A 14,725-nucleotide genomic window follows, 5' to 3' on the forward strand; every position below is an offset into this window, starting at 1 on the left:
TCTCTTTCTGATCAAGAGGTCTGATTGTATGACGGAGCTGCACAAGAACATTTATCCGGTTCCCGAAGCGCTGGCGAAGAGTGCTTGGATAGACAAGGCTAAGTATGAATCGCTCTATCGTCAGTCGGTCGAGGATCCGGAGGGTTTTTGGAAGGAGCAGGCCAAGCGCCTCGACTGGATCAAGGCGCCGACCAAGATCAAGAATACCTCCTTTGATACCCATAACGTCGACATTCGTTGGTTCGAGGATGGAACGCTCAACGCCAGTGCCAACTGCCTGGATCGCCACCTGGAGACGCGTGGCGATCAGGCTGCCATCATCTGGGAGGGTGATGATCCCAACGAGTCTGCCCACATCAGCTACCGTGAGTTGCATGAGCGCACCTGCCGGCTGGCCAATGCACTCAAGGAGCTGGGGATCAACAAGGGCGATGTGGTCACGCTCTACATGCCGATGATTCCCGAGGCGGCCGTGGCCATGCTGGCCTGTGCGCGTATCGGGGCGATTCACTCGGTAGTATTCGGCGGGTTTTCGCCAGATGCCGTCGCCCAGCGGGTGATTGGTGCACAATCCAAGCTGGTGATCACCGCCGACGAGTCGGTGCGCGGCGGCAAGCAGGTGCCGCTCAAGGACAACGTCGACGCGGCCCTGACCCGTGAAGGCACCGAGGTGTGCGAGAAGGTGCTGGTGGTCAAGCGCACCGGCGGCGAGATCGAGTGGAACGAAGGGCGCGACCTGTGGTTCCACGAGCAGGTCGACGGCCAGTCCAGCGACTGCCCCGCCGAGGAGATGAGCGCCGAGGATCCGCTGTTCATCCTCTACACCTCCGGATCCACCGGTGCCCCCAAGGGCATGAAGCACACCACTGGCGGTTATCTGGTGCATGTTGCCATGACCCATCAGCAGGTCTTCGACTATCACGACGGTGATATCTACTGGTGCACCGCCGATGTGGGCTGGGTCACCGGCCACAGCTATATCGTCTATGGGCCGCTGGCCAATGGTGGTACCACCGTGATGTTCGAGGGTGTGCCCAGTTATCCGACGCCTGGCCGCATGGGCGAGGTCGTCGACAAGCACGGTGTCAACATCCTCTACACGGCGCCCACCGCCATTCGCGCCCTGCGTGCCCACGGTGATGACGTCATGGCTTCCAGCACCAGGGAGAGTCTGCGTCTGCTTGGTTCGGTAGGTGAGCCGATCAACCCCGAGGCCTGGGAGTGGTATTACCGCGTAATCGGCAACTCCAGGTGTCCCATCGTCGACACCTGGTGGCAGACCGAAAATGGCGGCATTCTGCTGTCACCGCTGCCCGGTGCCACCGACCTCAAGCCCGGCTCCGCCACGCTACCGTTGTTCGGTGTTCAGCCGGGTATCGTCGATAACGACGGTAACCTCCTGGAAGGCGAAGCCGAGGGCAACCTGGTGATCCTCGACGCCTGGCCGGGTATTGCACGCTCCATTTGGGGCGACCATGAGCGCTTCATTCAGACCTACTTCTCGACCTATCCAGGCATGTACTTCACCGGTGATGGTTGCCGCCGCGACGAGGACGGTTACTACTGGATCACCGGTCGCGTCGACGACGTCATCAACGTCTCGGGCCATCGCATGGGTACCTCCGAGATCGAATCGGCGCTGGTGGCCCATGATGCAGTGGCCGAAGCGGCCGTGGTGGGCTTCCCCCACGACATCAAGGGCCAGGGCATCTACATCTACGTGACCCTCAGCGACGGTCACGAGCCGAGCGATGAACTTAAGAAGGAGCTCGTCAAGTGGGTTCGCACCGAGATCGGTCCCATCGCGTCTCCCGACGTCATTCAGTGGGCCGCCGACCTGCCCAAGACCCGCTCCGGCAAGATCATGCGCCGCATCCTGCGCAAGATCGCCGCCAACGAGACGGAGGGGCTGGGTGACACCAGCACCCTGGCGGATCCATCCGTGGTGGATGATCTGATCGAGCACCGCGCCAACCGCTGAGGCGTCGCGGCGAGCCCATCTCGTCACTGATCGCGCCTGTCGAGCCGGCCCCACGGGGCCGGCTTCTTTTCAGCGATCGCGAAAGTTGTCGACAATGTGCCGTGATGCTTGGGAATCGTCTCTGCCATGGGGTAACATGCGACTCAACGAAGAAGAGCCCGTGTGGCGGTCATCGATCGGCTGCCAGAAGGAACCGGAGGAGAATCCATGGCCTTTGCCCAGAAATTCATCGTCGCCGATGACCATCCGCTGTTCCGCGCAGCCCTGACCCAGGCACTGCGTCAACTGGCGCCCCAGGCCGAGATCGTCGAGTCCGACACGATGGAGGCCACCGCTGAAGTGGTGACTCGCCACCCCGACGCGGACCTGATCCTGCTCGACCTGCACATGCCTGGCGCCCACGGCTTCTCGGGCCTGATTCAGCTGCGCGGTCAGACCCCGGACATCCCGGTGGCAGTGGTCTCGGGCAGCGATGAGCCGCATGTGGTGCGCCGGGCAATCGACTACGGTGCCTCCGGCTTCATCCCCAAGTCCTCCTCGCTGCAGTTGATCGCCGAGGCGGTGGGCGAAATCCTCGAGGGGGAGGTGTGGCTGCCGGCGGAGCTCGCCATCTCGATCGGCGATGCCGACGAGGAGGAGACCCGGTTTGCCGAGGCGATCGCCTCCCTGACCCCCCAGCAGTTCAGGGTGCTCAACATGCTGACCGAGGGGCTGCTCAACAAGCAGATCGCCTACGAGCTCAGCGTCTCCGAGGCGACCATCAAGGCCCACGTCACCGCCATCCTGCGCAAGCTCGGCGTGCACTCCCGTACCCAGGCGGTGATCGCCGCCCAGAGGCTCGAGGTCGAACCGCCCAAGGTGCAGTCGTAGCGCCGCGCTGCAAGCGCCAAGGCGCAAGCTTCAAGGAAGTGCCAGAAACCCACCGTTTGGTGGGTTTTTGCGTTCAAGGCTGTGGTTCAGTGCGCCTTGGCCTACTGCGCCGCGCGGCTGGCCTGCAGGGTGCGGGTCAGCAACGCGCGCAGGGCGGCGGGGCGCACCGGCTTGAGCAGTAACTGATAGCCCGAGCGCTTGATCTCCTCGGCCACCTCTTCGGTACGGTCGGCGGTGATCACGATGCCGGGCACGGCGCCCTGCAGCCGCTCGGCGAGGGCCTCCAGGGCCATGAGCCCGGTCACCTCGTTGTCCAGGTGGTAGTCGGCCAGTATCGCGTCGGGGTCGCCGTCCAGGTGGCGCAGCACCGACTTGGCACCGCCGATGGAGGTGGCGGTGAATACCTCGCAGCCCCAGCCGGAGAGCATCGCCTTCATGCCCTCGAGGATCAGCGTCTCGTTGTCGATGCAGAGGATGCGTGTGCCGGCCAGCTTGTTGCCGGCGCGGCGTGGCAAGGCCGCCTCCTCGGCCTGCTGGGTCGGCGTCTGGGCGGCAACGACCGGCACGCTGACCGCGAACATGGTGCCCCAGCCTTCCCGAGAGCGCACCGTGATGGGGTGGTCCAGCACCCGGCTCATGCGGTCGGCGATGGAGAGTCCCAGCCCCAGTCCCTTCTCGCTCTCCTTGTGGCGCGAGGCCTGGTCGAGGCGGCGGAATTCCTGGAAGATCTCCACCTGCTTGGATTCGGGAATCCCGGGGCCGGAGTCCCACACCTGGATGGAGAGGCGGCCCTCTTGTCGGCGACAGCCCAGCAGCACCCGGCCCTCCTGGGTGTAGCGAATGGCATTCGACAGGAAGTTCTGCACGATGCGACGCAGCATCTGGGGGTCGCTGTCGACCCAGGCGGCGGTCGGTACCACCATCAGGTCGAGGCCGCGGTTCTCGGCCATCACCTCGAATTCGGCACGCAGCGGACGGATGATATCGGCCAGCGCGAAGTGGTTGCGCCGGGGGGTGAGGGCGCCGGCATCCAGCTTGGAGATGTCGAGCAGGGTGCCCAGCAGTTCTTCGGCGGCCTGCAGCGAGCCGTCGATATGGCCGATGGTGCGCTTCATGTCGCTGGCATCCATCTCCTGGGAGAGCGCCGAGGTGAACAGCCGGGCGGCGTTGAGCGGCTGCAGCAGGTCGTGGCTGGCGGCGGCCAGGAAGCGGGTCTTGGAGGCGTTGGCATCCTCGGCCAGCTGCTTGGCCTGGCGCAGTGCCTGCTCCGCCTCGGCGCGCACTCGGTTCTCCTGGCGTAGCGCCGCGTTGGCCTCGGAGAGCGCCTGGGTGCGTTCCCGGACGCGCTCCTCCAGGGTCTCGTTGGTCTCCTTCAGGGCGATCTCCGCCTGGCGTCGCTCGGTGATGTCCTGGTAGAGGGCGAAGAAGCCGAGTATCGCGCCGCTGTCGCCAAAGTGGGGAGTGTAGGTCACCAGCATGTAGCGTCGCCCCTCGGAGAGCCGGATCGAGACCTCGAAGCTGACCCGTTCGCCGGACAGGGCGCGCTCGATCCACTGCTCCCGCTCCAGGGCCATCTCGGGCGAGATGACCTCCTGGACGCGCTTGCCGATCACCGCGTTGCGATCGATGCCGAAGGCCTGTTCATAGGCGCGGTTGGTGAAGAGGTAGCGGCAATCCTTGTCGAAATAGGCGATCAGCGCGGGGACGTTGTCCGTATAGATACGGATGTTGTTCTCCGAGCGGATCAGTGCCTCCTCGATGCGCTTCTGCTGGGTGATGTCCTGATAGGTGTAGACGAAGCCGCCGCCCGGCATGGGGTTGCCCTGGACCTCGAGCACGCTGCCGTCCTGGCGGTAGCGAACGTAGCGGTGGGGCTGTCCCTCGCGGATGTTGTCGAGCAGCAGCTGGACGTGCTCCTCGGGGTCGCCGGGGCCGTACTCGCCGTTGTGGGCGTTGTAGCGGAAGATCTTGTCGATCGGGGCGCCGACCCGGATCAGGTGGTCGGGGAAGCGAAACAGCTCCAGGTAGCGCTGGTTCCATACCACCAGCCGCAGGTTCTGGTCGACCACGCTGATGCCCTGGTTGATGTTCTCGATGGTGGCCTGGAGCAGGGCGCGGTTGAACTCGAGTACCTGGGAGGCCTCGTCGACGATGGAAATGACGTCGGAGATGCCGATGCCGCGTCCCTGCAGCGCCGAATTGACCACGATGCGTGCCGAGGAGGCGCCGAGCACCGAGGCCAGGAAGCGCTCGGTGAACTGGATGATGTCGATGGAGGCGCGGGTGCCATCCTCCAGCGGCTTGCCGCTGCGCCGCGCGTAGTCGTCGAAGGCGCGGTTCACCTGTTGGGCACCCAGGAAGCGCTCGCACAGTACCTTGAGGTCGCCCACGGTGGTGGCGCCGGTCCAGGGGCGGTTCACCGAGGTCTGGCGGGTCTCGACGCTGTCGACGAACAGCGAGGCCTGGATGCGCTCCACCACCCGTTGGGAGGTGACCTGCGAGACGAAGATATAGCAGAACAGGTTGACCCCCAATGACAGCATCACGCCGTGGGTGAAGCCGTCGCCGACGTTGAGGCCGAACAGCGAGGTGGGCGAGAGCCAGGCCACGCCGAGCGGGCCGCCGGCCAGCCAGTCGGCGGGCAACACGTCCGCGCCGATCATCGCCGGTATCAGCAGGCTGTAGGCCCAGATGGCGAAGCCGGCGTTCATGCCGACGATCACCCCCAGACGATTGCCGCGCTTCCAGTAGAGCCCACCGATCAGCGCCGGGGCGAACTGGCCGGCGGCGGCGAAGGACAGCATGCCGATGGAGGCAAGTGAGGTGAACTCGCCGATCAACTGGTAGAAGCCGTAGGCCATGGCCAGCACCGCGCCGATGGTGATGCGCCGCGCGCGCAGCACCAGGCGGCCGTAGTCGCGGGCCTTGGTGTCGAACCAGCGTAGCCGGAACAGCGCCGGGATCACGATCTCGTTGGAGATCATGATCGATACCGCCACGGCGGCGACGATCACCATGCCAGTGGCCGCCGAGAAGCCGCCGATGAAGGTCAGCAGCGTCAGCCAGACGTTGTCGGCCGCCATCGGCAGGGCGAGCACGTAGGTGTCGGGCTCGATGCGGCTCTCGGAGAAGACGGTCAGGCCGGCCGCGGCGATGGGGATGACGAAGAACGCGAAGGCCAGCAAGTAGAGCGGGAACAGCCAGCGTGCGGTGCGGGCATCGTCGCGGTGGGTGTTCTCCACCACCGCCACATGGAACTGGCGCGGCAGGCAGAGGATCGCCAGCATGGCCAGCAGGGTCTGGGCCCAGAAGCTCTGGCCGAAATCCTGGTCGGCCAGCTGTTGCTGCAGTTCCAGCTGGGTCTCGGCGCGTGCCAGCAGGTCACCCAGCCCGTCAAACATGCCCCAGGTGACGTAGGCCCCCAACGCCATGAAGGCGAGCAGCTTGACCAGCGACTCGAAGGCCACGGCGTGGATCAGCCCCTCGTGGTGCTCGGTGGCATCGGTGTGGCGGGTGCCGAAGAGGATGGCGAAGACGGCCATCACCAGCGCCACGTAGAAGGCGGTGTCGGCGAACAGCGGTGCGCGGGTGATGTCGCTGTCGGCGGTCAGCACACTGAAGGAGGTGGCCACCGCCTTCAGCTGCAGGGCGATGTAGGGCAGGGTGCCGACCAGTGCCACCAGGCTGGCGAAGGCGGCCAGCGACTGGGTCTTGCCGTAGCGCGAGGCGATGAAGTCGGCGATGGAGGTGACGTTCTGGTGCTTGGCGACCCGGGTCATCTTGGCCAGGACCGGCCAGAACAGCAGGAAAGTGAGAATCGGGCCCACATAGATGCTGGCGAATGACCAGCCGCCGCTGGCGGCCTGGCCCACCGCACCATGGAATGTCCAGGAGGTGCAGTAGATGGCCAGTGCCAGGCTGTAGATGACCGGCCGTCGCTGGCTGGCACCGTGGCGTCGAGCATGGCGATCGCCACGCCAGGCGATGCCGAACAGCACGGCGATGTAGAGCAGCGATGCGGCGACCAGCAGCCAGCCTGAGAACATGAGCTTCCTCCCCCGGTGTCGCCGCCTATTCTAGGGCAATGGCGCGCCAGAGGGCAGGCACATGGCTCAGTCGGTCTCTTCGCAGACCGCGCGGTAGAGCGGGGCCTCCTCCGTCAGGCGGCGCATGGCACCCAGTTGCACCTGGCGCTCTTCTCCCTCAAGCGGCAGGGTCTCGCGGGTGGCGCAGTTCATCAGCCAGGTCTGGTGGCTGACGCTGTCCTGGGCCTGCTTCTCGAAGCGGTAGAGCAGGAATTCGACGCGTTTCTCGCCTTCCTGCCACTGCGTTGCCATGCCTTGCTTGTCGACCACGCTGAAGGCGGTGGTCATGGGGAAGAGGTAGGTCCAGGGGCGCCAGAACATGGCGTCCTGTTCGGCCTGAACGACGCGGGCGCTTTCCGGCAGTAGCGAGCGCTTGTGCTCGTACCAGCTGTACTCCGCCTGGATCTGGTAAGCGAGCATTCCCAGGCCGCCCAGGGCGGGGATGATCCAGCGCGGCAGGCGCTTGCCACTGACCTTGCGCAGCAGCAGGCCGATGCCCGCCGCCCCGAGACCGGCAAAGATCGCCCCAATCAAGTGCCAAATCATGGTTCACCTTTTTCAAAGAGATCGGGCTTCCCTTGGGAAGCCCGATCGGTTGGGGTTGGCTGGCCCGGCGAGCCGGGCCAGGGGGTCATTATGACCCAGAAGGTAGCGAGGCGTTAGTGGCTGCTGGCGGCACCAGCGCCCTTGGGATAGCGGACGCTCTCCACCAGGTCCTGGATCTCCTGCGGGGGCTCTTCGGTGGCGGTGGACACCAGGTAGGCCACCGTGAAGTTGCAGATCGCACCCACCGCGCCGAAGGAGAGCGGCGAGATGCCCAGGATCCAGTTGTCCGGAGTATTGGGCAGCATGTTGGTGTCGGGAATGAAGAACCAGCCCAGGTAGGTGAAGATGTAGAGCAGGGTGGCGACCAGGCCGGTCAGCATGCCCGCCACGGCGCCCTTGTTGTTCACTCGCTTGGAGAAGATCCCCATCATCAGCGCCGGGAACAGCGAGGCGCCGGCGATACCGAAGGCGAGTGCCACCGTCTGGGCGGCGAAGCCCGGCGGGTTGAGGCCCAGGTAGGTTGCCAGCAGGATGGCGCCCGCCATGGAGATCCGAGCGGCCAGCATCTCGCCCTTCTCGGTGATCTTCGGGTTGATCATGGTCTTGATCAGGTCGTGGCTGATCGCCGAGGAGATGGCCAGCAGCAGGCCCGCGGCGGTAGAGAGTGCGGCGGCGATACCACCGGCGGCGATCAGGCCGATGACCCACGGGGGCAGGTTGGCGATCTCGGGGTTGGCGAGTACCAGGATGTCGTTGTTGACGGTCAGTTCGCTACCTTCCCAGCCGTGAGAGGCCGCGGTCTCGGCGAACTCGGGATTGCTATCGTTGTAGAACTGGATGCGACCGTCGTTGTTCTTGTCCTCGAAGTTGATCAGGCCGGTCTCTTCCCAGGTACGGATCCAGCCCGGGCGATCTTCGTAGAGAATCGGGCGGTTCAGCTCATCGCTGTAGTCTTCCACCTCGCCGGCCATTTCCGGGTAGACGGTGGTCATCAGGTTGAGGCGCGCCATGGAGCCCACGGCGGGAGCGGTCAGGTAGAGCAGGGCGATGAACACCAGCGCCCAGCCGGCCGACCAGCGCGCATCGGCGACCTTGGGCACGGTGAAGAAGCGGATGATGACGTGGGGCAGGCCCGCGGTACCGACCATCAGCGACAGGGTGAACAGCACCATGTTGAGCTTGTTGTCGACGTCGGCGGTGTAGTCGCGGAAGCCCAGCGCGTTGACCACGCTATCGAGCTTGGCCAGCAGCGGTACGCCGGACTCGGCGTGGGTGCTGAACATGCCGAACATGGGGATCGGGTTGCCGGTCAGCTGCAGGGCGATGAACACCGCCGGGATGGTGTAGGCGATGATCAGCACCACATACTGGGCCACCTGGGTGTAGGTGATGCCCTTCATGCCGCCGAAGACCGCATACAGGAACACGATGAAGGCCGCGATCCAGATGCCCCAGGTGTTGGAGACCTCGAGGAAGCGCGAGAAGGCCACGCCGGCGCCGGTCATCTGGCCGATGACGTAGGTCACCGAGGCGACGATCAGGCAGACGACGGCCACCAGGCGCGCGGTATTGCTGTAGAAGCGCTCACCGATGAAGTCCGGCACCGTGAACTTGCCGAACTTGCGCAGGTAGGGAGCCAGCAGCATGGCCAGGATGACGTAGCCGCCGGTCCAGCCCATCAGGAAGGTGGAGTTGGCGTAGCCCCCGGAAGCCAGCAGGCCGGCCATGGAGATGAACGACGCGGCGGACATCCAGTCGGCGGCGGTGGCCATGCCGTTGGTGACCGGATGGACACCGCCGCCCGCCACATAGAAGTCCTTGGTCGAGCCCGCCCGGGCCCAGATCGCAATGCCGATGTAGAGGGCAAACGAGGCCCCTACGAACAGCAGGTTGATGGCAAATTGACTCATGCTGTCTTACTCCCCGAGTCCGAATTTCTTGTCGAGTTGGTTCATTCGCCAGGCGTAGAAGAAGATCAGGCAAATGAATGTCAGGATCGAACCCTGCTGGGCGAACCAGAAGCCCAGGTCGGTACCGCCTACCGGGATGCCGGCGAGTAGCGGCCGAAACAGGATGGCGCAGCCGTAGGAGACGAAGGCCCAGACGACCAGGCAGCCTGTAATCAGGCGCACGTTGGCCTTCCAGTACTCGGTTGAGTCGACTTTCTCTTCTGCCATGTCGTGTTCTCCACTTGTTGTTGAGCTAGGGAACTTGTGCAGTCGTTGGTTGAGGATCACCAGGGCAATCGCACGCCCCCGGCCACGAGGCGCATTGGTGTCGTGCGATTGCCCTGCATGATGCAGGTGGATAGTGGTCAATGAGGGGCGAAAATGAATCCCAGACTTTCGTATCATGAGAATAAAGTCATTCAACGATTTTTATAAAAAACACATATATTACAGTTATTTGTATTGATGTATTTCGTGAAATGACGAGAGGCTGGGGGGCGGGATAGAACCATGGTATATCCCGCGCTCCTTGGACCTTTGTCTAGGCTGAAAGGGCGGGATGGGACATTGGTCTAAACGGCGGCCGGTCGATACGTTGGTCTAGCTTATCGGCGAGGTGTCGTGGTTGTTATGCTCCGGGTAAGTACCGATGTGTCTTCGGCTTCATCGACAGCCGATCACGCCTGCGGAAATCAATAACAACGCCTCCGCCGATCGACCCCCCTTGAGTCATCGCTGCGGTGGAGGAGCCGTGAGGTCATGCCATGGTCGATCTCGATCTTTCCCAGCCGCCGTTCATGCTGCTCGACGACGCCGGTCGTGAGCGCGTGCGTCAGGGTGTCGACCTGGCCTACTTCGACCGCGACGAGATCATCCTCGAGGCGGGACAGCCCGGCGAGTACGTGTTCCTGATCCACAAGGGCGAGGTGGCCGAGATCGATACCACCCAGCCGGCGGCCCGGGACCGCCTAGGTCATTACACCCGGGGTGACCTGTTCGGTGCCATCAGCATCCTCAACGGCAAGAGCCGCTATCGTTTCCGCGCCGAGCAGGAGAGCCTCTGCTACCTGCTGCCCAAGGCGCTGTTTCTCGAGCTTTGCGACGACTACCCGCCGTTCGCCGAGTTCTTCCGCCAGACGTTGGCCCACAAGGCCCGCCTGCTCACCGAGCAGCGCGCCGAGGGCGGGGTGACCATGGCCGGCTTCATGCTCGCGACGGTGGACGAATGCATGCGCGAGCCGCTGGTGGTGCCCGCCGCCACGACCATCGCCGGGGCCGTGGCCACCATCAACGAGAGGCGCGCCGATTCGCTGCTGGTGGCGCGTGACGGCGGCCACGGGATGGTGACCAAGACCGATCTGCTCAATGCCCTGGTGGTGGACGAGCGTGGCCGCGACTGCCCGCTGGAGGGGCTGGGGCGGGCCGAGCTGATCACGGTGACACCGGGCCAGTACCTGTTCGAGGCGCTGGTGGTCATGACCCGCCACAAGGTAGAGCGGGTGGTGGTGGTGAAGGGGAAGACGCCGGTGGGGGTGGTGGAGCTGACCGACGTACTCAGCTACTTCTCCAGCCGCAGCTATGTGGTCAGCCTGCAGGTGGAGCAGGCGGAGAGCCTCGAGGCACTGGCCGCTGCCAGTCGCCGCACGCCTGAGCTGGTCAGTGCGCTGATGGCCCAGGGGGTCAAGCTGCGCTTCGCCATGGGGCTGCTCGCGGCCCTCAACGGGCGCATCATCAACAAGGCCTGGGGCTTCCTGGTGGATGAGCGCTACCACGGCGACAGTTGCCTGATGGTGATGGGCAGCGAGGGGCGCGGCGAGCAGATTCTCAAGACCGACCAGGACAATGGCCTGATCCTGTCCGATGACCTGGAGTGGCCCGACTGCGCCGAGCAGATGCAGCGCCTGACCGAGACCCTGATCGAGCTGGGCTATCCGCCCTGTCCCGGCCATATCATGGTCTCCAACCCCGAATGGGTGGGCACGGTCAGCCAGTGGCAACGGCGCATCGCCCGCTGGATCGAGGCCCGTGACGGCGACAGCCTGATGAAGCTGGCGATCATGCTCGACTCCCATGCGGTAGCGGGCAACCCGGCACTGCTCGACCGCGTGCGTGATGATCTCTTCGCCCAGTGTGCCGGCAACGAACTGCTGCTTTCCTACTTCGCCCGCACCATCCTGCGCTTCTCCACGCCGCTGACCCTGTTTGGCTCGCTCAAGCGGCCCCAGCACGGCATCGACATCAAGAAGGGGGGCATCTTCCCCATCGTCCACGGCGTGCGGGTGATGGCCCTGGAGCGCGGCATCCGGCCCACCTCGACCCTGGAGCGCCTGGAGACCCTGGCCGCCGCCGGCCGCCTGGAGCCACGCTTCGCCGAGGACCTGGCCGAGGCGCTGTCGCTGTTCACCGAGTTGCGCCTCAAGCAGCAGCTGGCCCGGCGCGAGGACGATGACGAGAGCGGTAACCCCGACCGGGTCGTGGTCCAGGAGCTCTCGTCGCTGGAGCGTGACCTGTTGCGCGAGGCGCTGCATATCGTCAAGGACTTCAAGCAGCGACTCTCGCACCGCTTCCACCTGGAGTACTCATGAACCGACGGAGCGACAACGACACAAGGAGACCGTCATGCTCAAGACCCTGAGGCGTGTCGCCGACCAGCGACGCCATGCCAACGGCGAGTACGCCTGGCTGTTTCACCCCTATACCGGGGACGAGATGGTGGTGATCGACACCGAGACCACCGGCCTGGATACCCGCACTGCCGAGCTGGTGTCGATTGCTGCGGTGCGGGTGCGTGGTGACCGCATCCTGACCAGCGACTCCCTGGACCTGCGCCTGAGGCGCCCCGATTCGCTGACCGGCGACTCCATTCGTATCCACGGCCTGCGCGGCATGGATCTCGATAACGGCGAGAGCCTCGACGTGGCCCTGGAGCGGCTGCTCGACTTCGTCGGCAATCGCCCGCTGGTGGGCTGGCACCTGGGGTTCGACCTGGCGATCCTGAACCGCGAGCTGCGCCCGCGCTTCGGCTTCGAGCTGCCCAACGCCACCGTGGACGTGGCCCAGCTGTGGCGCCGCCGGCTGCGTCGCCGCCACCCGCAGATCGACAGCCGGCCGCGTTTCGAGGCTGTGGCCGAGCGACTGGGCGTGCCGGTGATGGGGCGTCACACCGCCCTGGGCGACGCCGTCACCACCGCGCTGATGTTCCTGCGCCTGGAGCGGGGCCATGACACCGGCGACCAGTTGGCCTGAGGGCTATCGGCATCGCCTGGGGGCGCCGCCGATGGTAGGATGGCGCCCTCCCCATTTCCGCCCGCACTGGCAGCGCCAAGACCCATGCAAGACGCCGTGACCTTCGACCCCCGCGCCCTCGCTTCCGCTATCCAGGAAAGCGCCCCGCAAGAGCCCGCCATCCAGGAAGACACCGAGGCCCTCGATGCCCGGGCAAGGCGCGAGTTCAACAAATTGCACAAGCGCCTGCGACGCCAGGTGGGCAATGCGATCATCGACTACGGGATGATCCATGAGGGGGATCGGGTGATGGTCTGCCTCTCCGGGGGCAAGGATAGCTACACCCTGCTCGAGATCCTGCGCAGCCTACAGCGCAACGCCCCGGTGGCGTTCTCGCTGGTGGCGGTCAACCTCGACCAGAAGCAGCCCGGCTTCCCTGAGCACGTGCTGCCCGAGTACCTGGAAGGCACCGGCGTCGAGTACCATATCCTCGAGCGTGACACCTACTCGGTGGTCAAGGAGAAGACGCCCGAGGGCAAGACCACCTGCGCGCTCTGCTCGCGGCTGCGGCGGGGCTCCCTGTACGGTTTCGCCGAGGAGATCGGGGCCACCAAGATCGCCTTGGGCCATCACCGCGAGGATATCCTCGAGACGCTGTTCCTCAACATGTTCTTCGGTGGCAGCCTCAAGGCGATGCCGCCCAAGCTGCTCTCCGACGATGGTCGCAATATCGTCATCCGCCCGCTGGCCTACTGCCGCGAGGAGGATATCGCCGAGTTCGCCCGGCAGATGGCCTTTCCGATCATTCCCTGCAACTTGTGTGGCTCCCAACCCAACCTGCAGCGCCAGGTCGTCAAGGAAATGCTGGCCGAGTGGGAGGCGAAGCATCCCGGGCGCCTGGAGAGCATGTTCAAGGCGGTGACCAACGTCGCCCCCTCGCAGCTGGCCGATCGCGACCTGTTCGACTTCGCCGGGCTGGAGGAGAAGCAGGCCAGGATGCAGGCCAGCCGGATCGATATCCAGCAAGAGCTGTAAACCCGGCTTCGCCGGGAGCGGTAAGCTATAAGCTTTACGCTGTAAGAACAACTCTTTGCCGCTAGGCTTGGCGTCGATACCCTGGCTTACGGCTTACGGCTTACGGCTTACGGCTTACGGCTTACGGCTTACGGCTTACGGCTTACGGCTTACGGCTTACGGCTTACGGCTTACGGCTTACGGCTTACGGCTTACGGCTTACGGCTTACGGCTTACGGCTTACGCCGTTAGTGCGCCCCCTCCTCCTCGGCCAGGCGGGTGAGCGCCGGCAGGTCGAGGATATTGACCTCGCGGCCGGAGACGGCCACCACGCCCTGGGTCTGGAAGCGGCCGAGGATGCGGCTCACCGTCTCCACCGCCAGGCCCAGGTAGTTGCCGATATCGGCCCGGGACATGGAGAGACGGAAGCTGTAGGGAGAGTAGCCGCGGCGGCGGAAGCGCTCGGAGAGGCTGGTGAAGAAGCTGGCCAGGCGCTGGTCCGCGGTCTTGCGTGACAGCAGGCGCATCATGCGGCGGTCGGCACGCAGCTCCTTGCTCATGCTGCGGTAGAGCTGACCGCGCAACTCCGGCAACGACTCCGAGAGGTGGTCGAGGCGATCGAAGGGGATTTCGCAGACGGTGGTGGTCTCCAGTGCTACCACGGTGCCCGGGTAGTGCTGCTCGTCGATGCCGTCGAGGCCCACCAGCTCGCTGGGCAGGTAGAAATTGGTCAGCTGGTCCTCGCCGCTGCCCTCGGTGGTCACCTGCTTGAGGCTACCCGAGCGAACCGCGAAGACGCTGGTGAAGGGGCTGTCCTGGCGGAACAGCGCCTCGCCCTTCTTGAGTGGTGCGCGGCGCCGGATGATGGCGTCGAACTGGTCCATGTCCTCCACCTCCAGCGCCAGAGGCAGGCAGAGCGAGCTCAGGCTGCAGGTCTGACAGCGCGTCTCCTGTAGCACCGAGCGCCGTCGGCCGGTGAGGGTGTCCGCCATGGCCCTATCCTTCTTGATCGTGGTCATGGGCCCATTATGGAGCAAAGCGAGGGCAGGGCAAAC

General features: G+C 64.8%; 10 protein-coding genes. 5 read left to right on the plus strand and 5 right to left on the minus strand.

Annotated elements, in window-relative coordinates; translation table 11 throughout:
- The first annotated feature begins 28 nt into the window (after positions 1–28).
- Both acs and NFH66_RS02635 read left to right on the plus strand, forming a co-directional pair.
- A complete protein-coding gene (gene acs / locus NFH66_RS02630) occupies positions 29–1,981 on the plus strand; it encodes an acetate--CoA ligase (RefSeq protein ID WP_349608152.1) in 1,953 nt (650 codons plus the stop codon).
- A 207-nt stretch (positions 1,982–2,188) separates the two neighbouring features.
- The gene (locus NFH66_RS02635) at positions 2,189–2,851 is read left to right on the plus strand and encodes a LuxR C-terminal-related transcriptional regulator (protein WP_349608154.1); all 663 of its coding nucleotides are present in this window, start codon (positions 2,189–2,191) and stop codon (positions 2,849–2,851) included.
- A 101-nt stretch (positions 2,852–2,952) separates the two neighbouring features.
- Here NFH66_RS02635 and NFH66_RS02640 read toward each other — a convergent pair whose 3' ends face one another.
- The 4 genes from NFH66_RS02640 to NFH66_RS02655 all read right to left on the minus strand — a co-directional run bounded on the left by NFH66_RS02640 (position 2,953) and on the right by NFH66_RS02655 (position 9,659).
- Positions 2,953–6,897 (minus strand): hybrid sensor histidine kinase/response regulator, encoded by a 3,945-nt coding sequence (locus tag NFH66_RS02640; RefSeq protein WP_349608156.1) that lies wholly within the window; start codon positions 6,895–6,897, stop codon positions 2,953–2,955.
- 66 nt (positions 6,898–6,963) lie between these two features.
- On the minus strand, positions 6,964–7,482 hold the full coding sequence (locus NFH66_RS02645; protein ID WP_349608158.1) for a hypothetical protein: 519 nt from the start codon (positions 7,480–7,482) through the stop codon (positions 6,964–6,966).
- Positions 7,483–7,595: 113 nt separating this feature from the next.
- Positions 7,596–9,392, minus strand: coding sequence for a sodium:solute symporter family protein (locus NFH66_RS02650; protein WP_349608160.1), 1,797 nt, complete (start codon positions 9,390–9,392; stop codon positions 7,596–7,598).
- Between the two features lie 6 nt (positions 9,393–9,398).
- A complete protein-coding gene (locus tag NFH66_RS02655; protein ID WP_349608162.1) occupies positions 9,399–9,659 on the minus strand; it encodes a DUF4212 domain-containing protein in 261 nt (86 codons plus the stop codon).
- A 536-nt stretch (positions 9,660–10,195) separates the two neighbouring features.
- Between NFH66_RS02655 and NFH66_RS02660 the strand changes: the two genes are divergently transcribed.
- From NFH66_RS02660 to ttcA, 3 genes are all read left to right on the plus strand, one after another.
- Entirely contained in the window at positions 10,196–12,016 is a 1,821-nt protein-coding gene (locus tag NFH66_RS02660; protein ID WP_349608164.1) for a putative nucleotidyltransferase substrate binding domain-containing protein, read from the plus strand.
- 34 nt (positions 12,017–12,050) lie between these two features.
- Positions 12,051–12,677, plus strand: a complete 627-nt coding sequence (locus tag NFH66_RS02665) for a 3'-5' exonuclease (RefSeq protein WP_349608166.1) — start codon at positions 12,051–12,053, stop codon at positions 12,675–12,677.
- A gap of 84 nt (positions 12,678–12,761) precedes the next feature.
- Entirely contained in the window at positions 12,762–13,691 is a 930-nt protein-coding gene (ttcA, locus tag NFH66_RS02670; protein WP_349608168.1) for a tRNA 2-thiocytidine(32) synthetase TtcA, read from the plus strand.
- A 227-nt stretch (positions 13,692–13,918) separates the two neighbouring features.
- Here ttcA and fnr read toward each other — a convergent pair whose 3' ends face one another.
- The gene (fnr, locus tag NFH66_RS02675; RefSeq protein WP_349608170.1) at positions 13,919–14,662 is read right to left on the minus strand and encodes a fumarate/nitrate reduction transcriptional regulator Fnr; all 744 of its coding nucleotides are present in this window, start codon (positions 14,660–14,662) and stop codon (positions 13,919–13,921) included.
- Positions 14,663–14,725: the final 63 nt, after the last annotated feature.

The sequence above is a fragment of the Halomonas sp. H10-9-1 genome (assembly GCF_040147005.1).
Taxonomy (GTDB): domain Bacteria; phylum Pseudomonadota; class Gammaproteobacteria; order Pseudomonadales; family Halomonadaceae; genus Halomonas.